27 protein-coding genes and 1 riboswitch are annotated in these 25009 nt (G+C 34.0%); of the genes, 1 reads left to right on the top strand and 26 read right to left on the bottom strand.

Annotated elements, in window-relative coordinates; translation table 11 throughout:
• Positions 1 to 263: 263 nt before the first annotated feature.
• A riboswitch (purine riboswitch) is annotated at positions 264 to 365 on the bottom strand.
• Positions 366 to 482: 117 nt separating this feature from the next.
• From MWH25_RS03815 to MWH25_RS03700, 24 genes are all read right to left on the bottom strand, one after another.
• On the bottom strand, positions 483 to 1334 hold the full coding sequence (locus MWH25_RS03815) for a hypothetical protein (RefSeq protein ID WP_248626016.1): 852 nt from the start codon (positions 1332 to 1334) through the stop codon (positions 483 to 485).
• Positions 1335 to 1515: 181 nt separating this feature from the next.
• On the bottom strand, positions 1516 to 2355 hold the full coding sequence (locus tag MWH25_RS03810) for an ABC transporter permease (RefSeq protein ID WP_248626014.1): 840 nt from the start codon (positions 2353 to 2355) through the stop codon (positions 1516 to 1518).
• Positions 2356 to 2442: 87 nt separating this feature from the next.
• Positions 2443 to 3387: an ABC transporter substrate-binding protein gene (locus MWH25_RS03805; protein WP_248626012.1), complete on the bottom strand. Its 945-nt coding sequence runs from the start codon at positions 3385 to 3387 to the stop codon at positions 2443 to 2445.
• Between the two features lie 26 nt (positions 3388 to 3413).
• On the bottom strand, positions 3414 to 4595 hold the full coding sequence (locus tag MWH25_RS03800) for a quaternary amine ABC transporter ATP-binding protein (RefSeq protein ID WP_248626010.1): 1182 nt from the start codon (positions 4593 to 4595) through the stop codon (positions 3414 to 3416).
• A gap of 204 nt (positions 4596 to 4799) precedes the next feature.
• The gene (gdhA, locus tag MWH25_RS03795; protein WP_248626008.1) at positions 4800 to 6140 is read right to left on the bottom strand and encodes an NADP-specific glutamate dehydrogenase; all 1341 of its coding nucleotides are present in this window, start codon (positions 6138 to 6140) and stop codon (positions 4800 to 4802) included.
• 199 nt (positions 6141 to 6339) lie between these two features.
• Entirely contained in the window at positions 6340 to 7626 is a 1287-nt protein-coding gene (locus MWH25_RS03790; RefSeq protein WP_248626006.1) for an adenylosuccinate synthase, read from the bottom strand.
• 228 nt (positions 7627 to 7854) lie between these two features.
• Complete coding sequence (gene purB, locus MWH25_RS03785; protein ID WP_248626004.1) at positions 7855 to 9150, bottom strand: adenylosuccinate lyase; 1296 nt, start codon at positions 9148 to 9150, stop codon at positions 7855 to 7857.
• A gap of 207 nt (positions 9151 to 9357) precedes the next feature.
• Positions 9358 to 9480, bottom strand: a complete 123-nt coding sequence (locus MWH25_RS03780) for a cyclic lactone autoinducer peptide (protein WP_248626002.1) — start codon at positions 9478 to 9480, stop codon at positions 9358 to 9360.
• Positions 9480 to 10103, bottom strand: a complete 624-nt coding sequence (locus tag MWH25_RS03775) for an accessory gene regulator ArgB-like protein (RefSeq protein ID WP_248626000.1) — start codon at positions 10101 to 10103, stop codon at positions 9480 to 9482. Before MWH25_RS03775 ends, MWH25_RS03780 begins: the two co-directional genes overlap by 1 nt.
• 96 nt (positions 10104 to 10199) lie before the next feature.
• The gene (locus MWH25_RS03770) at positions 10200 to 11054 is read right to left on the bottom strand and encodes a sensor histidine kinase (RefSeq protein WP_248625995.1); all 855 of its coding nucleotides are present in this window, start codon (positions 11052 to 11054) and stop codon (positions 10200 to 10202) included.
• Positions 11047 to 11520 carry a hypothetical protein gene (locus MWH25_RS03765; RefSeq protein ID WP_248625993.1) on the bottom strand — a complete coding sequence of 158 codons (474 nt, stop codon included), beginning with the start codon at positions 11518 to 11520 and terminating at the stop codon, positions 11047 to 11049. The genes MWH25_RS03770 and MWH25_RS03765 overlap by 8 nt, the downstream gene beginning before the upstream one ends.
• A 353-nt stretch (positions 11521 to 11873) precedes the next feature.
• A complete protein-coding gene (locus tag MWH25_RS03760) occupies positions 11874 to 12347 on the bottom strand; it encodes a hypothetical protein (RefSeq protein WP_248625991.1) in 474 nt (157 codons plus the stop codon).
• A 69-nt stretch (positions 12348 to 12416) separates the two neighbouring features.
• The gene (gene dnaB / locus MWH25_RS03755) at positions 12417 to 13751 is read right to left on the bottom strand and encodes a replicative DNA helicase (protein ID WP_248625989.1); all 1335 of its coding nucleotides are present in this window, start codon (positions 13749 to 13751) and stop codon (positions 12417 to 12419) included.
• A complete protein-coding gene (lonC, locus tag MWH25_RS03750; protein ID WP_248625987.1) occupies positions 13739 to 15634 on the bottom strand; it encodes a Lon family ATP-dependent protease in 1896 nt (631 codons plus the stop codon). The genes dnaB and lonC overlap by 13 nt, the downstream gene beginning before the upstream one ends.
• A gap of 25 nt (positions 15635 to 15659) precedes the next feature.
• On the bottom strand, positions 15660 to 16106 hold the full coding sequence (rplI, locus tag MWH25_RS03745) for a 50S ribosomal protein L9 (protein ID WP_248625985.1): 447 nt from the start codon (positions 16104 to 16106) through the stop codon (positions 15660 to 15662).
• 77 nt (positions 16107 to 16183) lie between these two features.
• Entirely contained in the window at positions 16184 to 17092 is a 909-nt protein-coding gene (locus tag MWH25_RS03740; protein ID WP_248625983.1) for a DUF2232 domain-containing protein, read from the bottom strand.
• A gap of 4 nt (positions 17093 to 17096) precedes the next feature.
• Complete coding sequence (locus tag MWH25_RS03735) at positions 17097 to 17414, bottom strand: MazG-like family protein (RefSeq protein ID WP_248625981.1); 318 nt, start codon at positions 17412 to 17414, stop codon at positions 17097 to 17099.
• A gap of 110 nt (positions 17415 to 17524) precedes the next feature.
• Entirely contained in the window at positions 17525 to 17740 is a 216-nt protein-coding gene (rpsR, locus tag MWH25_RS03730) for a 30S ribosomal protein S18 (RefSeq protein WP_248625979.1), read from the bottom strand.
• Between the two features lie 24 nt (positions 17741 to 17764).
• A complete protein-coding gene (locus tag MWH25_RS03725; protein ID WP_248625977.1) occupies positions 17765 to 18154 on the bottom strand; it encodes a single-stranded DNA-binding protein in 390 nt (129 codons plus the stop codon).
• Positions 18155 to 18179: 25 nt separating this feature from the next.
• Positions 18180 to 18464 carry a 30S ribosomal protein S6 gene (rpsF, locus tag MWH25_RS03720; RefSeq protein ID WP_248625972.1) on the bottom strand — a complete coding sequence of 95 codons (285 nt, stop codon included), beginning with the start codon at positions 18462 to 18464 and terminating at the stop codon, positions 18180 to 18182.
• A 97-nt stretch (positions 18465 to 18561) separates the two neighbouring features.
• Positions 18562 to 19659, bottom strand: coding sequence for a redox-regulated ATPase YchF (gene ychF / locus MWH25_RS03715; RefSeq protein ID WP_248625970.1), 1098 nt, complete (start codon positions 19657 to 19659; stop codon positions 18562 to 18564).
• A 422-nt stretch (positions 19660 to 20081) separates the two neighbouring features.
• The gene (locus MWH25_RS03710) at positions 20082 to 20261 is read right to left on the bottom strand and encodes a DUF951 domain-containing protein (RefSeq protein WP_248625959.1); all 180 of its coding nucleotides are present in this window, start codon (positions 20259 to 20261) and stop codon (positions 20082 to 20084) included.
• An 820-nt stretch (positions 20262 to 21081) separates the two neighbouring features.
• The gene (locus MWH25_RS03705) at positions 21082 to 21948 is read right to left on the bottom strand and encodes a mechanosensitive ion channel family protein (protein WP_248625956.1); all 867 of its coding nucleotides are present in this window, start codon (positions 21946 to 21948) and stop codon (positions 21082 to 21084) included.
• Between the two features lie 78 nt (positions 21949 to 22026).
• A complete protein-coding gene (locus MWH25_RS03700; protein WP_248625953.1) occupies positions 22027 to 23052 on the bottom strand; it encodes a YkvI family membrane protein in 1026 nt (341 codons plus the stop codon).
• 303 nt (positions 23053 to 23355) lie between these two features.
• Between MWH25_RS03700 and yyaC the strand changes: the two genes are divergently transcribed.
• A complete protein-coding gene (gene yyaC / locus MWH25_RS03695; protein ID WP_248625951.1) occupies positions 23356 to 24072 on the top strand; it encodes a spore protease YyaC in 717 nt (238 codons plus the stop codon).
• 34 nt (positions 24073 to 24106) lie between these two features.
• On the opposite strand, the gene MWH25_RS03690 is transcribed toward yyaC, so the two are convergent.
• Positions 24107 to 24565, bottom strand: a complete 459-nt coding sequence (locus tag MWH25_RS03690) for a GNAT family N-acetyltransferase (RefSeq protein WP_248625949.1) — start codon at positions 24563 to 24565, stop codon at positions 24107 to 24109.
• Positions 24528 to 24950 carry a bactofilin family protein gene (locus MWH25_RS03685; RefSeq protein WP_248625947.1) on the bottom strand — a complete coding sequence of 141 codons (423 nt, stop codon included), beginning with the start codon at positions 24948 to 24950 and terminating at the stop codon, positions 24528 to 24530. Before MWH25_RS03685 ends, MWH25_RS03690 begins: the two co-directional genes overlap by 38 nt.
• Between the last annotated feature and the right edge of the window lie 59 nt (positions 24951 to 25009).

Genomic DNA, 25009 nt, shown 5'->3' with positions numbered 1-25009 from the left:
AAGTTGCATACGATCTAAAATACCCAGCCAGAAAGGCTCTACTAGTAATCAAACTAAGAGTAGAACCTCCCCGCCTGGGCTTTTTTCCCTTCGGTGTAATATAAATATCTGTATCGCTTGGACCAGCCACTGAAAAGCAGTTAATACTTAACATTTAATATTGAATAGTTAACATTCAAAACCTTAAAAGATAAAAAGTTGATTTTTTATTTCTAATTATTCAATATTCATTATTCAATATTAAATAAACTTCAGTGCGGAACCCTAGATACACTTCCCCCCATAGTCAGATAGTTTGCGGCTATCCGGTAGAAACTTGTGAGCCTTATTCTCACCATTATATGAGGTGCTTATTCACCACTATTTTCTTTACAAGTTTATAATAACAAATAAAAGTTAGTAAGTCAATATTGAACCGAATATTTTTCCCTGAAACATTTTTATTATTCAGCATTAAGCTAACTATCTGCTTTATCTAATAACTAATCCTCAAGCTCTTCTAGTCTGCTCAATACCAGTTCCCCTTTAACTTCTATTACCTGATCACTTTCAGACATCTCGATTGCAGTTTCTAAATCATCAATTGCTTCTTCTAACCTTTCAAGTTCTTTATTCTCTACTTCATCTTCTAAACTTTGATCGAGCGCAAAATATAAGCCTTTTAACCTCTCTAATTCAATTTGCTGTTCTTTTTGTAACTCCTCTTCATCTAGTTTCAAGCGATTTAAAAAAATTATCTTTCTGGTAGTAGCCATTGTCTCTTTTATCTCTGCTTCTCCTTCTAGATCATATCTTCTATATAACTTAGCAACTTCTAAATCAAATTGGATTGTACTCACTAATGCTGCTAAAAAGAGCTTATCAGCAATCTCTTCTGTCAATTGATTGAGTTCAGATTCAATTTTTTCAATCTGCTCAGGTTTTAATTTAACCTCACTTTCATACTCATTCCAATTTTGGTGAAGAGCTTCAACTTCACCTTCTAATTCATCCCAACTTTCTTCTAATTCTTCTGCTAATTCTTCCTCTTCTTGGGGTAATTCATTATTTTCTTCGTTGTTCTGTTCGTTATTTAATTGATTTAAATCAGCTTCCCTACTTTGTTCTCTTCTTTCTAACCTTATTTCTTCTTCCTCTCTCCGCTCCTCAATCTGATTATAAATTTCCTCTAACTCTTCAATAATCCCTTCACTAATAGTACTAATTTCCAATAAAGAATCAGGAGGGAGATTTTGTTTGGGTTCATTTTCATTATTCTCTTCTTCACCGCAACCAACTAAAATCATTAGAAAACTGATAACTACTATCGTAATTAATTTTTTAGTAACTAACACCTTTGCCACCCCTAAATGAAGGCTTTTACCTTAGCATAACTCAGCTTAAACTCTCTTATTCATAACTAAAATGACCTTGGGTTATAGTCTAAGGTTAAGTCTGAGTCTAAGTAACCCATTTAAAACTTCAAAAATAAAACCTGACTGGTGATTAATCACCAGTCAGGTTAATTAAAGTAAACTATTCATCTCTTCCAAATAATCTATCAAGCACCATTGCTAAAATAACCACACCCAAACCAGCTTCAAAACCTAAACCAATATCAACTGTAGATAAAGAACGTAAAACGGGTTCACCTAATCCTCCAGCTCCAATCATAGCAGCAATTACTACCATAGATAATGATAGCATAATACACTGGTTAATCCCCAACATAATTGAAGGTAATGCTAACGGTAATTCAACTTTATATAACATTTGCCAAGTAGTACAACCATAAGCTCTACCTGCTTCTTTTAACTCATCAGAAACCTGTTTAATCCCTAAAGCAGTTAAACGAATTGGTGGAGCAATAGCAAAAATTACAGTAGCTAAGACCCCTGAAACATTTCCTAATCCAAAAAACATTAACGCAGGAATTAAATAAACAAACGGAGGAATCGTCTGGATGAAATCAAGAAATGGTCTTGTAATTAAATCAATTACACTATTATGAGCCTTTAGAATTCCAATTGGAATCCCTAACATTAAAGAAATAATAACTGAAGTAATAATGGCAGCTAAGGTAATTACTAAATAGTCCCACATCCTCAAATTCAATACTAATAAGAAACCTACAGCTACAAAGGTAGCTATCTTAACACCTTTCAATTTCCAAGCCAATAAAACAAAGATTATAATTAATAATAACGGATGACCAAAAGACAAAACCCCTTCAAAACCATCAATTAATGAACTGACAACTTCAGAAAAAAGATTTAATGGTCCACTAAAATTAATAATTAAAAAATCTACTACTGCTTCTACCCAATCCCCTAAAGGAATTTTAGTACTTAACAGATCAACTAAATTATTCATCATCACTCAACCTCCTCTAACCAAATTAACACTATAAAATTTAGCGGCATTCATGATCATGAATGCCGCTAGATAAAAACTTAGCAAGCCTTATTTAACTTTTCGCTCAATCACTTCTATTGCATCTTTCCCTTCTACAGAACTAAGTCCTACGACCCATTCTTCAACAAGGTCTAAATTATGCTTAATCCAGTCTGCAGCTACTTCATCAGCCGGTCTTTCTTGTTTTCCATACTCATAAATCCATTCATTTTGAATCTCAGAAGTTACAGCAAATCGCTCTAAAAACTGATGAAACTCAGGTAATTCATTCTTAACTTCAGGTCGAACTACAGTCTTAACCCGATCATCCTCACCCCAAATTCCTTCTGGATCATCTAAGTACTTAATATCATAAGCAACATTCATCCAATGAGGCTTCCACCCATGAAAAGCAATCCATTCATCATTTCTAACTGCCCGTTCCAAAGAACTCATCATAGCTGGAGTACTAGCTACTGTCAACTCCCAATCTCCTAATTGATAAATATCATCTTCAATAGCTTCTTGGATAATGATATTACCATCATTACCTGGCTCCAATCCAACTATTTCATGATCAAATCTTTCTCCATGCTCATGTAAGTCCTCTAAAGACCGAACCCCAGCTTCCCAAACATACTCAGGAACTGCAGTCCGATACATAGTCTCATCAAGATTAACTCGAACAGGCTCAACGCCCCCTCGTTCCTCATACTCTCTATAATTTACTTCCATAGTTGGCAACCAAACTGCTAAAAAAGCATCAATATCCCCTGCTTCCATACCTTGAAGCAATGGCTGCTGCATTAAAGCATGCATCTCTGTCTCATATCCTAAGTAATCAAAGATTGTCCCTACTACATGAGTCTTGACTGTAGCTCCTGGCCATTCTACATAACCAAAATCAATACTAACCTCTTCTTCAGTAATTACATCTTCCTCTTGCCCACAACCTACTACAGTAAATACTAATAATAAAACCAATAAAACTGAAATCAACTTAGCTTTAAACATATATTCCCCTCCTATTTAAATAATAATTAAACTTTATTCCCAGCTAAATTTGCTAAAACATTACTCTTAATCACTATCCCTAATAACCGACCTTGATCATCTAAGACCGGTAACGGAATATCTAAATCAGCTATTTGAGCAAACAATTCATTTATATTATCTTCTGGGCCAACTGTAGAAACCTCCTGAATTAAACCATCCAACTCCTCTTCCCCTTGATTAATTGCTGTCACTACATCCTCAATCTTAACTATTCCTTCAAGCTTTCTTTTATCCTTCACAGCAAAGATACTAGAAATTTGATTCGTTCTCATCTTATGTAATGCTGTATGTGGGCCATCCTGCTCATAAACCAATTCAAGTGGTTCAGTCATAATATCTTCTGCAGTTAAGATACGAGAACGATTGACATCTTGGACAAACTCACGAACATAATCATTTTTAGCATTAGTTAAGATCTCTTCTGAAGTCCCTAACTGAACAATCTCTCCATCATTCATAATCGCAATCCGATCTCCTAATTTTAAAGCTTCATCCAAATCATGGGTAATAAAGATTATTGTCTTATCCAATTGATAATAAAGGTCTAATAATTTGTCCTGCATTTCCTTTTTGATTAAAGGATCCAAAGCACTAAAAGGCTCATCCATTAATAAAATATCTGGATCAACAGCTAAAGCCCTAGCTAACCCTACTCGTTGTTGCATTCCCCCACTTAATTGTTCTGGATACTGCTCTTCCCAACCAGCTAAGCCAACCTTCTCTAATGCCTCCTTGGCTTTAACTTCTCTTTCCGACTTATCTACTTGCTGTACTTCTAGTCCAAATTCTGCATTTTCCAACACAGTTTTATGTGGAAAGAGAGCAAAGTTTTGAAATACCATACCAAATTTATCCCTTCTCAGTTGACGTAACTCCTCCTGATCCAACTCTAATAAATTCTCTCCTGCTAACTTAATTTCACCTGCAGTTGGTTCATTCAATCTATTTAAACATCTTAATAGTGTTGACTTTCCACTACCTGATAACCCCATAATTACAAATATCTCTTGCGAGTTGATGTCAAAACTAACATCATTCACTCCAACGGTCAAATTAACTTCTTCCAATACTTCAGCTTTAGAATAGCCTTCATTTAATAGTTTTAATCCTCGCTCTGGATTATCACCAAATATTTTAAATAAATTTTTAATCTCCATCATCTTCATTATCTAAGTCAACCTCCTCAACTTATTATCTCTCCTAAATAAAAAAAGCTTTGAAATAAACTTAAGTTTATTTCAAAGCTTTTAAATCACTATTTTGCTCCATTGAATAATTATCTCTCAACAATTCCCTTATAAGGATATAATATCTAGAGTAATTTGTCAAATGTATGCAATTGTTAATTTGTGGAATGTATTCTCCCTTATTTAAATAACACCCTGCTCTACCATAGCGTCAGCAACTTTCAAGAAACCAGCAATATTGGCCCCTGCTGCTAAATCACCCTCCATACCATACTCTTTAGCTGTCTGACTTGAAATCTTATGAATGTTGATCATAATTCCCTTTAACGTCCCTTCTACCCGCTCAAAAGTCCAAGACTCTCTCATGCTATTTTGTGTCATCTCAATAGCTGAAGTAGCAACTCCACCTGCATTGGCAGCCTTAGCAGGTGCAAATAAGATACTATTTTCTTTAAAGACTTCAATTGCTTTAGGAGTTGAAGGCATATTAGCCCCTTCACCAACTAGTATAACATCATTATCCACTAAAGCTTGAGCTGATTCTTCATTCAATTCGTTTTGAGTAGCACAAGGTAGAGCAATATCACAGTCAATCTGCCAAATAGCAGAGCTATCAGCAGTAAATTCTGCAGAAGGATGCTCTTCAACATACTCTTTGATTCTTCCTCGTCTTACCTCTTTGATCTCCTTAACTGTATCAAGCTTAATTCCTTCTGGATCATAAACATAACCACCAGAATCACTGAGTGCTACAACCTTACCACCTAATTCTTGTACCTTCTCTGTTGCATAGATTGCAACATTACCAGAACCAGAAATTACAACCTCTTTATCAGCAATTGAATCACCTTGTTCTTTAAGCATCTCTTCAACTAAATAAACCAAACCATATCCTGTAGCTTCAGTTCTAGCAAGACTTCCACCCCAGTTTAAACCTTTTCCAGTCAACACCCCTGCTTCATAAGCATTGACTATTCTTTTATATTGCCCAAATAGATAACCAATCTCCCGACCACCAACACCAATATCACCAGCCGGAACATCTAGATCAGGGCCAATATGACGGTACAGCTCAGTCATAAAACTCTGACAGAATCTCATAATTTCACCATCTGATTTTCCTTTAGGATCGAAATCACTACCACCTTTACCACCACCGATTGGGCGTCCAGTTAAAGCATTTTTAAAGATCTGCTCAAATCCTAAAAATTTAATAATTCCGACATTAACAGATGGGTGAAATCTTAACCCACCTTTATAAGGGCCAAGAGCACTATTGTACTGTACTCTAAAACCTCGATTCACTTGAACATTACCTTCATCATCTACCCAAGGTACCCGAAACATAATCTGACGTTCAGGCTCTACAATCCTTTCCAAAATACCAGCTTCTTTATACTCCGGATTCTTTTCAAAAACTGGTTCTAACGACTCAACTACTTCCTTAATCGCCTGATGAAACTCAGGTTGATTAGGATTTCTCTCCATCATTTCCTCAATTACTCTTGTCGTATATTGACTCATTCTCTCACTCCTCAATTTTAATTTAAGTATAACTTGATGAAATTTTCTCCTCCACTACTTCCAGGCTCTTTTACATTATAAAAACAATTTTCATAATGTCTATTGTTTTATTAATTCTAGATTAATTTGAAAAATCCTGCTTTAATAATCAAAAAAAGTATGATACCCTAGGGTACCATACTTTTAGCTTAATTACTAATTAATCTAATAAGTCTTTTAAAATCATCGTTTCTTTTCTTTTCGGGCCAACAGAAACAATTGAAAGCTCAACTCCTACTAATTCTGAGATATATTCTAGATAATTTTTAGCATTCTCAGGTAATTGATCGTAAGATTTAATTTGAGTAGTCTCCTCTTGCCAACCAGGTAAAGTTTCATAAACCGGTTCACAACCTGCTAAAATATCATCTCGCGTTGGAAAGTCCTTAATAATCTCTCCTTGATACTTATAACCTGTACAGACTTTAACCTCTTCCATACCATCCAATACATCCAATTTAGTAACTGCCAAGCCAGTCAGTCCATTAACTCTAACAGCATAATCAAGAATTACTGCATCAAACCAACCACAACGGCGTGGTCGACCTGTGGTAGTACCAAATTCATGCCCCTTTTCCCTTAAATGTTGCCCCATTTCATCCTCTAATTCTGTTGGAAATGGCCCTTCACCAACTCTAGTAGTATAAGCCTTGACTATCCCTAAAACATCTTCAATCTTCGTTGGGCCAACACCTGTACCACTACAGACACCACCAGCAGTTGGGTTCGATGAAGTTACAAACGGATAAGTTCCATGATCAATATCTAATAAAGTACCTTGTGCTCCTTCAAATAAGACATTCTTACCAGTTGCTAGCTCTTGATTGATTAAGACTGAAGTATCTGTAATTAAATCTTTAATCTCTTCTGCATATCCTAGGTATTCTTCAATAATTTCATCCGTTTCTAAAGGTTCGAGACCATATACCTTTTCTAAAGTTAGATTCTTCAACTCCACAGCTTCTCTCACTTTATCAGCAAAGGCATCTGGAGTCAATAAATCTTCCATCCTAATACCGAATCTACCTATCTTATCCATATAGACTGGGCCAATCCCTTTCCCAGTCGTTCCAATCTTACCGTCTCCCTTTCTAGCTTCCTCAGCCTTATCTAACAGACGATGATAAGGCATAATCATATGAGCCTTAGAGCTAATATAAAAATCAGTTACTTCAATTCCTTTTTGCTTTAAGTAATTTAACTCTTTAATTAAGACCTGCGGATCAACAACTACTCCATTACCAATAACACATTTAGTATTTTGGTAAAGAATCCCTGATGGAATTAGATGTAATTTATACGTTACATCATCTACAACAACAGTATGCCCTGCATTGTTACCTCCTTGATAACGAACTACAAGAGCGGCCTGCTCAGAGATCAAATCTGTAATCTTACCCTTACCTTCATCGCCCCACTGCGTCCCAACTACTATTATCGTTGACATCTAAATCCCCCTCGAAAAAATCAAATTTACAGTGTACAATTAACAATTGACAATTGACAATTAAAATTCTTAAAGCTTAAAATCGAAATCAACCAAAACTTATATAATATTTATTCACAGATTTTAAATTTTTAAGCTCTTGATCTTTAATTGTAAATTGTACATTCTGTCAATTGTAAATTAATTTTAACTATCCATTATTCACTATTAAATATTAAATGTTGTCTGCTACTCTAGTCCAAGTCTTTGATAAATAGCATCAATATTTCTTAAGTGATAAGCATAGTCAAAGAGCTCCTCTATCTCTCCCTCACTTAAATGCTCCCTAACACCTTCATCTACTAATAATAATTCTTTAAAACTCTTGTTATCTTCCCAGGCCTGTAAAGCATTACGCTGTACTAGTTCATAAGCATCATCCCTTAATAAACCCTGATCAACTAAGGTAAGCATCACCTTCTGAGAAAAGATCAGCCCCTTAGTTTTATCTAAGTTAGCTTCCATATTCCCTTCATGAACCCCTAGATTTTGTACTACATCGATAAACTTAGTCAGCATATAATCAATCAAAATACTACTATCAGGTAACACTACCCGTTCTGGTGAAGAATGGGTCAAATCCCGTTCATGCCACAGATTGACATTATCTAACCCTGTCTGTACATTCGATTTTACTACTCGTGATAAGCCAGATACCCGTTCACAAATGATCGGATTCTTTTTATGCGGCATTGCTGATGAACCCTTTTGGCCCTTCTGGAAGGACTCCTCTACCTCTAAGATATCCGTTCGTTGTAAATTCCTAATCTCAGTTGCAAATTTATCTAAAGAACTAGCAATGATCGCTAAAGTCGATAAGTATTCAGCATGACGATCCCGCTGTAAGATCTGTGAGGATATTGGTGCTGGATTAATCCCTAACTTTTGACAAGCTAACTCCTCTACTGCTGGAGTAATATTAGCAAAAGTACCTACTGCTCCAGATATCTTACCCACACTGATCCTTGCTAATAGTTGCTTTGTTCGCTCTAGATGCCGCTCTATCTCAGCATACCAAATAGCCAATTTCAAGCCAAAGGTTACTGGTTCAGCATGAACCCCATGGGTTCTACCGATCATTACCCTCATCTTATACTCTTTAGCCTTGGCCCCTAAAACCTCTTTTAACCTTTCTAAATCAGCAATAATCAACTCAACAGCTTCTTTCATCTGTAAAGCACGAGCTGTATCCTTAATATCAGATGAAGTTAAACCTAGATGAATATACTTAGACTCTGCACCCAAACTCTCAGCTACAGCAGTCAAGAACGCTAAAATGTCATGGCGTGTCTCCTGTTCAATCTCTTTAACCCGATTGACTTCAAATTGAGCATTCTCTTTAATCTTTTCTACTGCTTCCTGTGGTATCTCCCCTACTTCAGCTAAGGCTTCACAGACAGCTATCTCTATCTCTAACCAATAATTTAATTTATTATTTTCTTCCCAAATCTCTTTCATTTCAGCTAAACTATAACGTTCAATCATTTATTAGCCTCCTATAAAATTAAACTTGAAAGTTTTAACAACACTAATATAATAGCAAATTATCAGCTTATTGTCAATAATATATCGAATTTTATTAGGTAAACATATTATAACATTCGTTTATTTTGTTACTTTAATACCCTAAAGAATGGATTGTACGTAAACAAAAAATCGTGTAGGCTAATATTAGCCTACACGATTACTAATCTACTTATCCTTTTTTAAAGCTTTTGGTACCTTTGGCTCATAAAGCGAAATACCACTAGTACAGCTACTACTTTTATGAGCAACCTTCGTTAATACTTTCGCTATTACCTTTTTCCCTTTCATTAATCACACCTCCTTATGTATTGTCTATTAAATAACTTATAAGCAACTGGAGTAGTTGAAAACAAAGTCCAAAGCATTCCTAATAATCCTGCTAATATATAAGAACTAGCAACTTGATTTAAACTTAAAATTAAAAAAACTAGATTTAGACAACTAAAAATAAGAATTGAATGGATCTTAGCTTTAGATTTCTTTTTAACTGAATCTAGAGGTTTTTCTTCTACATCAGCTGGTGCATATAAATATAAAATATAAGTTCCACTTAAAAATACAAGCCCTAATAATAGATTGTTTTCAATAATTATTAAAGAATCAGCATGATAACTAAACCAACCTATTGTTGTAAAAATAATTGCACTAATAGTAGCACAAGTTCTAAAATTAGCAGCATGAACACCACCTGAAAAGAGTTTAACTATTGAAGCACTTACAGCAGCAGTTATAGCTAACGGTGTTATCCCTACTAAGCCAGATAAGAAAATAATTGCTAAGAAACTACCAATTGTCGTACAAACAACTGTCAACCCATAAGCTATGATTTCCTGTTCCTCTTCTGTTTCATCAACAAATAATTTATCGACCAGAGCTGCACTGAATTTTTCCACCTTGGTTTTATTATCCATTGTTGCTACCCCTTTCATTTTATGTATTAATTATACTACATTCGTATTTTTATGTCAAATTAAATAAAGCAGACTGCTTGTCTGCTTTATTAATACTCAATCTTTAATTGGTAGTTGACAACGAAATTCAGTTCCATAGCCCTCTTCACTTTTGACAATCAACTTACCTCCCACGTCTTCTACTAAAGACTTAATAATATGTAAGCCAAAACCTCTATCTTCTCCCTTAGTTGAAAAGCCTGCTGCAAAGATCATATCTTCTAGCTCGCCTGGAATAATTGGCCCTGTATTATAAACCGAAATAAGATATTGCTTCTCTTTTCTCATTCCTCTTACTTTAATCTTTCTCTTTTTTTTATATTCTTGAGTAGCGTCCAAAGCATTATCAACCAGGTTAGATATAATTCGAAAAACCTTATTCAATGGTAAAGCTACCTGCTCCACCTCTTCTTCAATCTGGTATTCAAATTTAATCCCTTGTTTGACTGCTTTCATCTTTTTAGGAATCAAAATTGAATCAAGCACAGAATTAGCTACATCCGTCTGACCAAAATTAAGCTGAGTTAATTCCTGACTTAAAGACTTAATATAATCTTTTGCTTTTTGTTGTTTATTTAATTGAATCATTCCATATAGCGTCTGTAAATGATTCGAAAAGTCATGTTTTTGCTGTCTTAAACTCTTGATTAACTTCTGGTTTTCTTCTAATTTAATCTGTAGTACTTTAAACTCAGTTTTAAATTTACTTAACTTAAATAGTTCTTTGACCATTACTATTGATAAAATCGATAGAATAAGTGCTAGAAATAAGATAAGATCTAACAACATCTGACAATAAAATAGCTCTAAAAAACCGACACTTCTCCACGTACTGAGTAGCAACAATAAAAAGGATTGGGCCAATAAAACAATTATAATAGTCTTGAAATTGAAATAATTGGACTCAAACATGCTTTTCACCAACTAACTGGCTGAAATCAAGGTCAAAGAAACGACTGACCTGGGCAATTATCAATAATAGTAGTTGAGTTGAATAAGCAATCAAATAATTTAAAGTTGAACTTTCGATAACCTCTATCAGAGTAAAGCCAAAGTAATTAGTAACTACCAGTAATAAACTTGATTCTACTAAGAGAAGAATAATAAGACCCAATAAAGTAGCTCCAAAGGCTACTTGTAGATTTAATTCAACTATTAATTTTAATAAGATTACTAATAATGAACCTAATAACAAAGTATGTAGTCCATGTATATCAAGTACACCTCTAATAATTATTGCACCAATCGTCTGTAGTACACCAAATTTAAGATAATTATTTAACTCAGTATTAATCCCCAATAAGCCCAAGCTAAGATAGGCTAATAATAAACTTTCTGGAAACCCAATCAAAATAATTCTTAATATTGATAGCTCCATCTTCTCCCCCCCTAACTATTACATAATGCTCTCAGCTAAATCAAAGCCTGTTATTACAATGCTTCGCAAATAACTAAATTTCTCTGCACCCCCGTCTTAATGTACAATTTACAATGTACAGTTGACAATTAAATTCAAAACCACACAATCAAAATACTAAAAAATCAATGTCTAGGAGCTAAAAACTAACTACTTCTTTGAATTTCTAATATTTTCTTTTAGCTGAAAGTACTCTTACAGTACTCTTAGCTAAATTTCTCTGCCCCCGTCTTAGTGTACAATTTACAATTTACAATTTACAATTGAGTTCAAAATCATAAAATTTATTCCATTTCTAAAGTAAAAAATCAGATTCAAACATGATCTACATCAGCTAGTTCACTGAATTTGAAATCGAAAAAATGAATCAACAGAGCAATCATCAATAATGGTAATTGTTGTAAGTAACTAAGTAAAAGCTTTAAAAATAAGCTATTATTAATAGTTGCCCAATCAATCTTAGCATAATTAATAATAACAAAAAATATAATTGCCTCTATAATAAACAAAATAATAAATACTAATAAAACACCTATCACAGCTAATTTTAAATCTACTTTGACTATTAACTTTAATAGTGTCATTAGTAATAAAATCAATAATAAACTATGTAATCCATGAAATTGAAATACATATCTAAGCAATATCATACCACTCGTATAAGCTATACCAACCTTAAGATAACCCTTAACCTCTGTCTTAACCCCTACTAAACCCAAGCTAACATAAGCTAATAGTAGACTTTCTGGAATTCCAGCTAAAATCATTCTCCATAGTGATACCTTCATCTTCTGACCTCCTAACTATAAAACTTAAAACCTTCATAGAAAACATAAAAAAAGAGCAGATAAAAACCTCTACTCTTCTGCCCGTTTGGCTAAATCGACAAACTTTGTATATTCCTTTTGGAAAGCCAATTCAACAGTACCAACTGGGCCATTTCTCTGTTTACCAATAATAATTTCCGTAATCCCTGCTTTTTCAGAATCAGGATTATAATAATCATCCCGATAGATAAAAGCCACTATATCAGCATCCTGTTCAATAGAACCACTAGATCGTAAATCACTTAACTGTGGTCGTTTATCATTTCTCTGTTCTACAGCTCGACTGAGCTGAGATAAAGAAACAACTGGTACATCAAGTTCTCGGGCCAACCCCTTTAGTGACCGAGAAATTTCCGATACCTCTTGTTGCCTACTTTCAGAATTCTTTCGCCCCCGCATCAACTGCAAATAATCGATCAAGATCAACTCTAGACCATGTTCAGCTTGGATTCTACGAGCCTTGGCCCGCATCTCCATCACTGTGATCCCTGGCGTATCATCAATAAAGATCTTAGCTTCCCCTAACCGACCTGCTGCCTGAGAAATTCTCTGCCAATCAGTCTCATTTAAATAACCAGTTCTTAATCTATGGCTATCAACTTGTGCTTCTGAGCATAACATCCGCTGTACTAATTGAGCTTTAGACATCTCTAAAGAAAAAATAGCAACTGGAGTATCCTCTTCAACAGCCGTGTATTGAGCAATATTCAAAGCCAAAGCAGTCTTTCCCATACTAGGTCGAGCAGCTATAATTACTAGATCTGCCTTTTGAAAGCCTGAGGTCATCTTATCTAAATCTCTAAAACCAGTTGGAACCCCAGTCACATCGCCCTTATGCTTATAAAGTTGCTCTAAATTATCAAAAGTATCCATTAGAATATCCTTGATCACCGAAAAGCTCTGAGTATTTCTCCGTTGTGAAAGATTAAAGACCAATTGTTCAGCCTCATCTAACACAAAATCAATCTCTTGCTCCCCTTGATAACCCAACTGAGCTATTCGGTTAGAAGTCTTAATCAGCCTTCTTAAAATTGACTTTTCCTCTACAATCTTAGCATAATGCTCCACATTCGATGCTGTAGGGACACTATTAACTACAGATGTAATATAAGATGCACCACCAACTTCTTCTAATTTTCCTCTTTCCCGTAACTGTTCACTCATTGTAACTAAATCAACCGGTTCTCCTTTATCAAACAGATCATTAATTACATTAAATATAATAGCATGACTTTGACGGTAAAAATCTTCTGCTTGTAAAATTTCAATCACCTTAGCTATTGCATCACGATCAAGTAACATTGAACCTAAAGTAGATTTTTCCGCTTCCAAACTATTTGGAGGAATCTTATCTACATCTTCCATTCACTTACCTCCCCTCTAATATCAAAGATTTTAGCCAATACTTCTTCTATATCGGTTACTGAAGTAACCTTAATATCTTCATCCTCTACAAAACAGGATTGATTCTCTGCGGGAATTAAAACTTCATCTACTCCAGCTTGGTATGCACCATGGATCTTTTCTACAACCCCACCAACAGGTTTGACCTTACCATGTAATGAAATTTCACCGGTCACTGCTATATTCTGCCTCACAGGAATCTTCTTTAAGGCACTAATAATTGCTACTGAAATAGCTACCCCCGCTGAAGGGCCATCAACTTGGCCCCCTCCTACTAAATTAACATGTAGATCATAACTATTTATATCTTCACCGGTTACCTTTCTAACTATAGAAGCAGCATTAAAGATCGAATCCTGAGCCATACTTCCTGCAGTCTGATTAAACTTTAATTTACCTTTCCCAGCTTCAGTAGCAGGAAAAGCTACAGCCTCTACTTCTAAGACTGAACCTAAAAAGCCACTGACTCCTAAGCCTAAGACTTGTCCGATCTGACTATCTTGACTTCCTGTTGAACGATGAATCGGTACCAAACGACTCAACTTAATCGCTTCTTCTACCTCTTGTTTAGTAATTCTTTGTTGCTCAGTTTCTAATACTAAATTATAAGCATCGATCAATAAATTAACAGCCTTCCGCCCTTGGACTGTATATTGAGCTATTAATTCACCAACCCCAACTTCTAACTCAATTCCTAATTTAGCACTAGCTTGATTAACAATTTCTCTAATATCATCCTTAGTCAAAGGAGCAAAAAAGATACTCGTCGCTCTAGAACGCAAAGCTGGATTGAGCTCTTGAGGACTCCTAGTTGTTGCTCCTACTAAAATAAAATCAGCGGGTGCTCCATCTTTAAATAACTTTTTAATATATTGTGGGATATTTTCATTGTTTGGATCATAATAAGAAGAATCAAAATTGACTCGCTTATCCTCTAATACCTTTAATAACTTATTTTGCAATAAAGGATCTAACTCCCCAATCTCATCAATAAATAAGACCCCTCCATGGGCTTCTGTAACTAAACCCGGTTTTGGTTCTGGAATTCCCTGTTTAGCCAAATTACCTTTACCACCTTGATAAATTGGATCATGAACAGAGCCTAATAGAGGATTGGTCACTTCTCGTGGGTCCCAACGTAAAGTAGTAGCATCGACCTCCACAAAGCTAGCATCATTTTGAAAAGGACTCTGCTCTTTAACTTTAGCCACTTCTAAAGCCAAACGAGCTGCCGTTGTCTTACCAACTCCTGGTGGTCCATGAATAATTATATGCTGGGGATAAGGAGAGGCTAGCTTGGTCAATAAAGCTTTGATCCCTCTTTCTTGTCCAATAATTTCTGTCAAGCTGTCAGGTCTAACTAAACCTGTTGCTGAAGAATTTAATCCCTGTTCTTCTAACTGCTCTAATTTGATATATTTTTTTAAAGTATGAGAATTGTCTATTGCTCCTTCTTCAGTCTCATTTTTGATAATCTCTTCTTTAATTTCATTTAGATATTCCTGATGCTTTTTCTGCAATCGATCATTAATCTTATCTTCTAGATCTTCTTTAGCTGCTTTTTGCGCTAGTTTATCAGCCAGTTCATTCTCCAATTCTTCAAGCAATTCTAACTTACAACTAAATTCTTCAGGAATATCATCTAACATTGGATGATCAAAAATTAACTTCTGTAGTGCAATTAATTGTTTGTCAATTTCTTCAGCATCTAATAGATCTAAAATATCTAATTTTCCTGCTTTTAATAGTAGTTCATCTGTGCCATATAGTTCAGTTAACAGACCAAAAAGAGCAGTGACTTTAACTGTTAACTGCTCTTTTCGCTCTTGCTTTTTCTCATCCATCTAATCACCCTTCTATTTCTATGCTTTATGCTTCTATAACTTTAACTTTTATCGTAGCTGTTACATCTTTATGTAGCTTAATATCTACTTTTCTAATCCCTAAACTTCTGATATTTTCAGCTAGATCAACCTTACGTTTATCAATCTTTTCTCCCAGAAACTCTGCAACTTGCTCAGCAATATCATTAGTAGTTACTGAACCGAATAATCTACCATTCTCTCCTGCTTTAACCGAAATTGTAAAGACTTGATCGGCAATCTTGTCTGCCTTTGCTTGAGCTTCCTCAAGCTCCTTCTCCTTCTTCCTAGCTTTAACCTTCTTTTTCTGCTTCAATTTCTTCATATTAGCATTCGTTGCTTCTTTAGCTAACCCTCTAGGAATCAAATAATTTCGAGCATGACCATCAGCTGCCTTTACAACTTCTCCTTTACTACCTAAACCTTTAACATCCTTTTTTAAAATAACCTTCATTGATTATCCCTCCACTAACTTAATGTAATTATATATTACCAAGTTAAGATTGACAATAAATTATTGTTGACAAAAATCTAAATCTTATCCAATTTACGAAAGTCAAACCACAGATCCAAAATCCCGATCAATAACAATAGGGGGTTAAACAAAGGAAAGAAAATTAATGTAAAGATTAAGACCACAGCTAATCCTTGATTTAAATCCCACTGCATAAAGTAATAATAACAGACTGCTATTCCTTCTAATAATAATAAAAAGGTTATAATCACATAAATATTCTGCCATATAACTGAGTGATTGAAGATTATAGAAATAATATAGAAGATTACTATTATTTTGGGAAACTTAATCTCTTGTACTGAAAACCTAGCAGGCAACTGAACATCTAATCTATCCATAATAGTATAACTAAAATAATAATTTACCCCAGCAATAACAGCTCCTGCAGATAAAAATAAAGCAGGATAAGTAGCTGTGATCAGTTCAATAATTTGTTCAAATAACTCCTCTGCTTGTAAAATAACTTCAGCTGGGAGACCTATTTCTCGATACAGATCTAAAGAGATTTGTAAACTTTGCTCTAATTGAACTATAACATCAACTTCTAGAATATAAATACTGATCATCAAACTCAACAACAGAGAAAATGCCCCAGCAATAATTCCTATTAATAAAATCGTTACTGAAGAAAAACCATCTTCAAAAGCTGCTCCCATACTGATTCCAATCAATCCAATATTCAAAACAACAACTAAAAACATCACCGGATTAATCAAAAAAGCTAAAATTAGAGCAGTTGCTAAACTGGCTATAATCCCAGGCTTTCCACCAGCTCTAACAGTCAATACAATTAAGGGAACAGGAGTCAACAAAAACAAGAAACTACCTAGGATCGGTAAATAAATTGCTAAAATAGCTAAAATTACTGTAATTGTTGTTAAAATTGCTCCCTCTACCACTGCCTTAGTTTTCAATTGCTCCACCACCTTAACTCCTATCCTTTAGATGCTCTAATAACTTAGTCAAATCTCCATACCAAGCCTCTATCTGGTGCTTATCGTTTACATTATCTTTAATCTTCTTTTGTAACTTCCTATCTAGTTGCTCAAATGAATAACCCAATCGTTTAGCTAGTAAGTAAGTTATCATGATAATATTTGTAACTATCTCTAATAATCTTGCTTCATTATTTTTAATTATTACCTTAAATAACAATGACACATTACTCAATAATTCTGTCTTCAACCACTCAATTATCTTTAAATTTTTAGTAATAGATCCCTTCTTAGAATTAAACTTCTTCATGGCGAACCTCCTGCCAAAACAATCTATCTACCTATTTCTGCAATCAAAAATTTTTTCCTGCAAAATAAAGATAAAAGGAGACAATAATTGTCTCCTTTTATCTTACTTACTTAGTCAATTTTAAATGGCAATAAAGCAACATTCCTTGCTCTTTTGATTGCCTTAGTTAATTCTCTTTGGTGTTTAGCACAATTACCAGAAATCCTTCGTGGTAAGATCTTGCCACGATCTGTTATATATTTGCTTAAGATGTTAGTCTTTTTATAATCGATTCTATCTACTTTATTAGCACAGAAATCACATGACTTTCTTCTGCCTCGTCCCATCTATTTTCCCTCCTTCAGCCAATTTTAGAAAGGGACATCTATATCTTCTTCAATAGCTTGCCCTTGTTTCTTATTATTTTTGCCTCCGTTACTGCTTGGCCAGTCCAAAAACTGAACATTATTAGCTACAACTTCAGCATTTCTCCTTTTTTGTCCCTCATCAGTTTCATATGAACGAATCTGCAATCTACCTTCAACTGCAACTAAACGTCCTTTATTCAGGTGGTTTGCACAATGTTCTGCTTGCTTGCGCCACACAACAATATCAATAAAGTCAACATCACGTTCCCCATCTCTGTTTTTATAACTTCTCTCTACAGCTAAAGAAAAATTACAAACAGCCGTACCATTTGGAGTATAACGCAATTCTGGATCTCTTGTTAGTCGACCTATCAAAATAATCTTATTAAGCACTTCAAAACACCACCTAGTTTATTTATTATTCATCTTTTAAAATTAAATAACGCATGATATTATCATCAATACGATAAACTCTTTCTAATTCATCAAGTGTAGCAGGAACAGCTTTAAAATTAACTACTGCATAATAACCAGCAGTATGATCATTAATTTCATAAGCCAACTCCTTAGTACCCCACTTGTCCAACTTAAGTACTTCGCCTTCATGATCCTCAATTACACTTGTTACCTTCTCTACTGTTGCTTCAGTAGCCTCTTCATTCAATTCAGGACTTACAATTAACATAGTTTCATACTTAGTCATCTCTGTCACCTCCCCCATTCGGTCACTGGCCCTTAATTTATTAAGAGCATGGATTTTACCTACCTATTATAACACTAACCTAATCAAATTGCAACAATTAGACATTAAACTTGAAATGGCAGACATCACCATCTTTAATAATATAATCTTTCCCTTCCAACCTTAAGGTACCTGCTTCTCTAGCCTGAGCAAAAGAACCTGCCCCTATTAACTCTTGATAACTTACTACTTCAGCTCGAATAAATCCTCGTTCCATATCAGAATGAATCACCCCAGCAGCTTCTGGAGCGGTAGCTCCTTCTCTAACTGTCCAAGCTCTTACTTCCTTTTCTCCAGCAGTAAAGTAAGTAATCAATCCCAATAACCGATATCCAGCTTTTATTAGTTTATCCAAGCCTGATTCCTTTATACCTAATTCTTCCAGGAACAACTCTTTTTCTTCGCCACTCAATTCAGCAATTTCTGCTTCTACTTGAGCACTAATTACTACTACTTCAGCATCTTCTTCTTCAGCTTTATTCTTTACTGTAGTAACTAGTTGCTTATCTGCTGATCCGATCTTATCTTCAGCAACATTAGCAGCATATAAGACAGGTTTTAATGTTAATAGATTTAAATCTCTAATTAACTTTTCTTCTTGAGCAGTTAAGTCAACATTACGAGCAGGATTGCCCTCTTCTAACACCTCATTGACTTTAGTCAACACCTCAAACTGCTCTTGATAAATTTTATCCCCAGTCTTCAATTGTCTTTCTGTCTTTTCTAACTTTTTACTAACACTTTCTAAGTCCGCTAAGATTAATTCCATTTCAATGATTTCAATATCACGTAACGGGTCAACATTTCCTTCGACATGGGTAATATTTTCATCATCAAAACAACGAACAACATGAATAATTGCATCTACTTCCCTAATATTACCTAAAAATTTATTACCTAATCCTTCCCCTTTACTAGCCCCTTTAACCAAACCAGCAATATCAACAAATTCAATTGCTGTAGGAACTGTTTCTTGCGGTTCAATCAATGCTGTCAGCTTGTCCAATCTCTGATCGGGCACTTCTACAATTCCAACATTAGGATCAATTGTACAGAACGGATAATTAGCTGAATCAGCTCCTGCTTCAGTAATTGCATTAAACAATGTTGATTTACCTACATTAGGTAACCCAACGATTCCACATTTCATTCCCATAATCTAAACTCTCCTTTATATTAGTTTACAGTGTACAGTTGGCAGTTGACAGTTGACAGTTAAGTTTAAAATTATTTATCATGTGCGTCAACTTAATACATTCTTTTCTAACTAAATTGTTCTTAGTTGATATATAGCTTCACTCAATTTACAATGTACCATTAACAATTGACAATTAAAACTAAAGCTTATTACTATAAAACTTTTCAAAGAAATTATGCTTTTAAGAACTTGATCTTATCCTTCGTGATGAAAAAATCTACTCTTAGATTTTTCTATCCATTATAAATTGTACATTCCGTCAATTGTCCATTGTGTAGTTATTTTGCAATAAGATTTCAATTTGAATTCTTATAATATCAAAACTTGTATTAATTTAACGTGTATGAATCATTTATTTAAAAACTGTCAACTATCAATTATTAACTATCAACTATTTTTTTAACACTCTTTTCAAATTTAGAACGTGATAACATGATTACTCGTCCACATTTTAAACATTTAACCCTAAAATCCATCCCCGTCCGTAAAATCTCCCACTGATCACTACCACAGGGATGCTCTTTTTTAAATTGTACGACTTCCCCAACTACAAATTTCATCCTGCCACCTCCTAAATTTTAACTAATGCTCTCAGCTAAATCAAAGCCTGTTATTACAATGCTTCGCAAATAACTAAATTTCTCTGCACCCCCGTCTTAATGTACAATTTACAATGTACAGTTGACAATTAAATTCAAAACCACACAATCAAAATACTAAAAAATCAATGTCTAGGAGCTAAAAACTAACTACTTCTTTGAATTTCTAATATTTTCTTTTAGCTGAAAGTACTCTTAACTTCAACTAACAGTATATAAAGAAACTTTTTTAAATTCAAGCCTCTTTATCCTTAATTTTGGTTTTAAACATTTTATACGGTCTAAGTTTAAGTTTGAGTTTGAGTTTGAGGCTAAGTCAACCACTAAAAACTAAGGTTTTAGCTCTTACTTAAACTTGAACTTAGACTTAACCTTAAGTTATAGGATTTATCGGCAGAAAACCAGATGGGCTTGCCCTCTGGATGAATGCCGATATTTCTAAAATAATTCGATATTATTTTAGAAATATGATATACTAAAAATAAGTTAAGGTAAATCTAACAACTAAATATATGGAGTTGCAACAGGAATTGAAGCGAAAACCAAGCTCCTCTGTTGCGTAAAATATTCAAGGTATCAGAAATCCTTAATCGTCAGCCTACAAGTCTAAAAATCAAGACTTTTCGTGAAATACATAAAAATCATATCTACCGTAGGGCGTACGGGATTCTAAGCCTCTGGAGAAACTGTAAGACCTACCAAATCTAATAATTGATATTAGGTTGACAATAGGCTTGTTTCTAGGAATGAGGAATCCACGTTGGGCTTGCCCCGTGGAGCGTCAATCTTTATTAACAACAGTCAGGTGTTGATACGGAATTGTAATTCCGACTTGGTCAAACCTTTCTTTAATCCTCTGTTTCATAACCCTTCCTATCTGCCATGACTCCATTGGCTCTACCATCGCTATCACTCTGATCTGAACGCTGGAATCAGCTAACTCTTGCACTCCCTGCACAGTTGGCCCTTCCTTTATCTCTTGATACTCGTTTTTCAATTCACTAGCTAACTCTTCCAAAACTGAAATTGCTTCCTGAATACTCTGTTCATAATCAATTGGAGCATTGACCACTACTCTTCTTGCCTCTGTACTAAAATTAGTCACCTGCTCAATACTACCATTAGGAATAATATGTAAATCTCCATCAAAGTTTTTAATTTTAGTCACTCTTAAGCCTATCTCTCTTACAATACCTTCTACTTCCACAATCTGTACATAATCTCCAACTACAAATTGCTTTTCAAAAAGAATAAAAAAACCTGTGATTATATCTTTAACTAAATTTTGAGCACCAAAACCTAAAGCTAGACCAACCACCCCAGCTCCTGCTAAGATAGAGGTTGTAGGAACTCCTACTACGTCCAAAGCCATCGTTCCCCCAATAAAATAGATTGAATACCTTAAACCACTTTTCAAAACAAAATTCAAGGTTTTATTTCTCTGTTTAGTATATTTTTCATATTCTTCTCTTTCTTCAAACAACCTCTCAATTAAAAAATCTCCAAACCTTAATAATAGTTTAATAGCAACTAAAATTGCAGCTAACTGTAAAAAGGCTAATCCAATCTGTTGTAGTATTGTAGCTGATAACAAATCAACTGTAATCATTTTAAAGAGTTGATCCCAAGCATCACTTAACTTATCCATTATCTTCCTCCTCTATTCCAATTTTAAAGCCTTTTAAACAGATTTAAACAGCAATGGATTAATGTAAACATCTCCTTGTTAAAATCTATCTTGGCATAAGTAATTTATAATTAATAATGATAATAATCCTAAACTAGCTTTTCCCAATTGTGGATAAATCCATTCGATCAATCTAGCAAAAGAGAGATTACTAATCGGGCCAATCAATACCATAAGTATAATTAATATTTTCTGTCTAGTCAATTTAACTGTTGACTCAATTCTATCTAACAAACCATATAAATTACAACTAGCAGTTGTTAACATTGCTAACCATAATGTAACTGCATAGATATGGTATAAATCTTTTCTATGTTGTGAAATTATTTCTAACATTGGAATTTCTGTATTTAATACTTGGGGATAAAATTGATTCAATACATAACCGATCAAAAAAGCTAATAACCCTAACAGTAAACCTCCTGCTATAACCCCTAAAGTCAGTTCCCTCTTCTCTGCCTTATCCGCTAGTGGAAGCAAAACTGTTAATCCTAAAATTAGATTATAGCCACTATAAACCAAAGAAGAAAATATCCATTCTAATTCAAAATCAACTGTAGTTAAATCAATTTCAAATCCAGTTACTAAGCCATTAATTACAAGCAAAGTAACAATTATCAAGAAGGGAATTAATACTAAGTTCAATTTCATAATTCCCTCTAGACCATAATAATTAGCTAGTACTACTATTACTATTGAAACTAAGAGTGCTATATTAGAATTAATACTAAATAAAAAAGCAACTATCTCCTTACTTCCTGCCAGCATAACAACTAAACTCCCGAACAAAAATAAACTAAAAAAGAAATCGGCTACACAACCTAACTTCTTTCCAGCAAGTCTATAAAATAATTGCTGATAATTAGCTACACTTAAATTCTTTCCAATGTAAACAATGTTGACGCCTAATATACTAAAAATTATTCCCGCTAAAATTATTCCTAACAAACCATTATTTCTATAGATAATAAAGAACTGAAATATTTCTTGTCCCGAAGCAAATCCAGCTCCTATTACCGCTCCTATATAGGTTACTGTTATTTTCATAGTTACTCCTAACTTCAAAGTAATCCCCCCTCTACACATCTATATTACTCTTACCTTTAATAAATCAAGGTAATAATTTACAGTTTAATTAAAAGGATAATTACATACATTAAGAGTAAGTAAGGGACAGTCTATGATTAATCATAAAATAATTCTGATTCACTAAACGTATGATTTAAATTTAGCATTCTCAACTAAACTATTGAAAGATGAAAATTTCAGTTGTCTTCTAGTTCCTAAAGTCATAGGTGTTCGATAAAAATTGTGATAATAAAACTAAATTTAGCTGAGAGCACTATATATTAAGTAAGGGGGGAACCAATGAAAAATAACAAACAAGTTAGTTGCTATTATTGCGGCAAGATATTAGATAGCCCAAAATTAATTGCTCAAAAAAAGTTCTTTTGCCAAAATTGTTATTCAAGTTATCAAAATATATCTTCGACTAAATCAACTAATTTTAATCGCCACGAGTTATTGAGTCGTAATCGAGTACATATTGATGATCCTTTGGCAATGACCAATCTTAAAAAAATAATCAATAACCAGTTAGAACAAATTTATAATCCCCTCAAACAAAAGTTAGCAGTAATCTGCATTGGAACCGATCGCTCAACAGGAGATTCTCTAGGACCCTTAACTGGTTCAAAATTATCTAATTTTAAATTAAATAACAGTATTAGAGTCTTTGGTACCTTAAACTCGCCAATTCATGCCACTAATTTAAATAATAAACTAGAATCTATCAATCAAAAATACCCTGACTCATTTATCATTGCTATCGATGCTGGATTAGGAAAAAGTAATAGTGTAGGTTCAATCTGTGTTAATGAAGGGCCACTAAAACCTGGTTCAGGCGTTGATAAAAAATTACCTAAAGTCGGTAATATGCATATAACAGGTCTAGTCAACGTTTCAGGATACATGGAGTACTTCGTTTTACAGAGTACTCGACTAAGTTTAGTAGTCAAAATGGCTAAAATCATCTCTTATTCGTTAGTTCAAGGGATCAGAAAAGTTTATCAACAAATTAAATAAGGCTTTAATCTTTTAAAAGATTAAAGCCTTATTGTTATAATTTCATACCCATTTTAACATGTTTACTTCCTGCTTCGGTAAAAACTTGATCAGATATAACTTCAAAATCATGATTTAGATAAAAATCTTTAACTTGCAATTGAGCATGAATAATAAGTTCAGATAAACTTCTTTTCTTAGCCACCTTAATAACCTCGGTCAATAAAGCAGAACCTACCCCTTGTCCTCTACATTCCTTTATAACAGCCATTCTTTCTATTTTTCCAACTTTCCCATTTGTAAGTAACCGACAAGTCCCTACTATTTTACCAGTTGACTGAGCTATAAATTGAGCTGCCTCTTTATCTTTACCATCAAATTCTAGCTTTGCCGGTACCTTTTGTTCTTTAACAAATACTTCTTGTCTTAACTTTAAAGCCTGTTTTAAAACCTTCTCATCGCTAACTTGTTTAACCTTAAGCCGATTTATTTCTTTTTTTTTTGCTATTATCATCTTTAGGAGTTTTTTCTTCCTTGCTTTCAGCCATCTTAGATGTACTATTTCCTTTAAATATAGCCCCATCATGAATAATTAAATTTGAGATAAAAATATCTCCAATTAACTTTCCAGTAGTAACAATTTCTAGTTTGCCTTCTGCTATAACATCTCCTTCTACCTCTCCTGCAATCATTATGTTAGCACCTTTAACATCTGCTCTTAGTTTCCCTTGTTTGCCAATAAAAATATCACCTTCAACTTCTAACTTTCCTTCTATTTCCCCATCAATCCTAATTGATTCATCAACTTTAATTTCCCCTTGAATCTTTGTGCCAGCACTTATTACAGTTCCTACATCTTTAGTGTTTTTACTCTTTTTCTTCTTTTTACTTCCAAACATTATTTTTAGCCCCCTTATTCCAACTAATATAAGTTTAATACACAATATCTAATAAAATT

The sequence above is a fragment of the Natroniella acetigena genome, from assembly GCF_023227745.1.
GTDB classification, from domain to species: Bacteria; Bacillota; Halanaerobiia; order Halobacteroidales; family Halobacteroidaceae; genus Natroniella; species Natroniella acetigena.
The sequence above is the reverse complement of the archived record's forward strand: the minus strand, read 5'-3'. Positions and strand labels throughout refer to the sequence as shown.

Coding starts and splice junctions, on each gene's coding strand:
- MWH25_RS03810 (WP_248626014.1), bottom strand. CDS start 2,355: ATGATGAATAATTTAGTTGATCTGTTAAGTACTAAAATTCCTTTAGGG.
- MWH25_RS03805 (WP_248626012.1), bottom strand. CDS start 3,387: ATGTTTAAAGCTAAGTTGATTTCAGTTTTATTGGTTTTATTATTAGTA.
- MWH25_RS03800 (WP_248626010.1), bottom strand. CDS start 4,595: ATGAAGATGATGGAGATTAAAAATTTATTTAAAATATTTGGTGATAAT.
- gdhA (WP_248626008.1), bottom strand. CDS start 6,140: ATGAGTCAATATACGACAAGAGTAATTGAGGAAATGATGGAGAGAAAT.
- MWH25_RS03790 (WP_248626006.1), bottom strand. CDS start 7,626: ATGTCAACGATAATAGTAGTTGGGACGCAGTGGGGCGATGAAGGTAAG.
- purB (WP_248626004.1), bottom strand. CDS start 9,150: ATGATTGAACGTTATAGTTTAGCTGAAATGAAAGAGATTTGGGAAGAA.
- MWH25_RS03780 (WP_248626002.1), bottom strand. CDS start 9,480: ATGAAAGGGAAAAAGGTAATAGCGAAAGTATTAACGAAGGTTGCTCAT.
- MWH25_RS03775 (WP_248626000.1), bottom strand. CDS start 10,103: ATGGATAATAAAACCAAGGTGGAAAAATTCAGTGCAGCTCTGGTCGAT.
- MWH25_RS03770 (WP_248625995.1), bottom strand. CDS start 11,054: ATGTTTGAGTCCAATTATTTCAATTTCAAGACTATTATAATTGTTTTA.
- MWH25_RS03765 (WP_248625993.1), bottom strand. CDS start 11,520: ATGGAGCTATCAATATTAAGAATTATTTTGATTGGGTTTCCAGAAAGT.
- MWH25_RS03760 (WP_248625991.1), bottom strand. CDS start 12,347: ATGAAGGTATCACTATGGAGAATGATTTTAGCTGGAATTCCAGAAAGT.
- dnaB (WP_248625989.1), bottom strand. CDS start 13,751: ATGGAAGATGTAGATAAGATTCCTCCAAATAGTTTGGAAGCGGAAAAA.
- lonC (WP_248625987.1), bottom strand. CDS start 15,634: ATGGATGAGAAAAAGCAAGAGCGAAAAGAGCAGTTAACAGTTAAAGTC.
- rplI (WP_248625985.1), bottom strand. CDS start 16,106: ATGAAGGTTATTTTAAAAAAGGATGTTAAAGGTTTAGGTAGTAAAGGA.
- MWH25_RS03735 (WP_248625981.1), bottom strand. CDS start 17,414: ATGAAGAAGTTTAATTCTAAGAAGGGATCTATTACTAAAAATTTAAAG.
- rpsR (WP_248625979.1), bottom strand. CDS start 17,740: ATGGGACGAGGCAGAAGAAAGTCATGTGATTTCTGTGCTAATAAAGTA.
- rpsF (WP_248625972.1), bottom strand. CDS start 18,464: ATGACTAAGTATGAAACTATGTTAATTGTAAGTCCTGAATTGAATGAA.
- ychF (WP_248625970.1), bottom strand. CDS start 19,659: ATGGGAATGAAATGTGGAATCGTTGGGTTACCTAATGTAGGTAAATCA.
- MWH25_RS03710 (WP_248625959.1), bottom strand. CDS start 20,261: ATGAAATTTGTAGTTGGGGAAGTCGTACAATTTAAAAAAGAGCATCCC.
- MWH25_RS03705 (WP_248625956.1), bottom strand. CDS start 21,948: ATGGATAAGTTAAGTGATGCTTGGGATCAACTCTTTAAAATGATTACA.
- yyaC (WP_248625951.1), top strand. CDS start 23,356: ATGAAAAATAACAAACAAGTTAGTTGCTATTATTGCGGCAAGATATTA.
- MWH25_RS03690 (WP_248625949.1), bottom strand. CDS start 24,565: ATGATAATAGCAAAAAAAAAAGAAATAAATCGGCTTAAGGTTAAACAA.
- MWH25_RS03685 (WP_248625947.1), bottom strand. CDS start 24,950: ATGTTTGGAAGTAAAAAGAAGAAAAAGAGTAAAAACACTAAAGATGTA.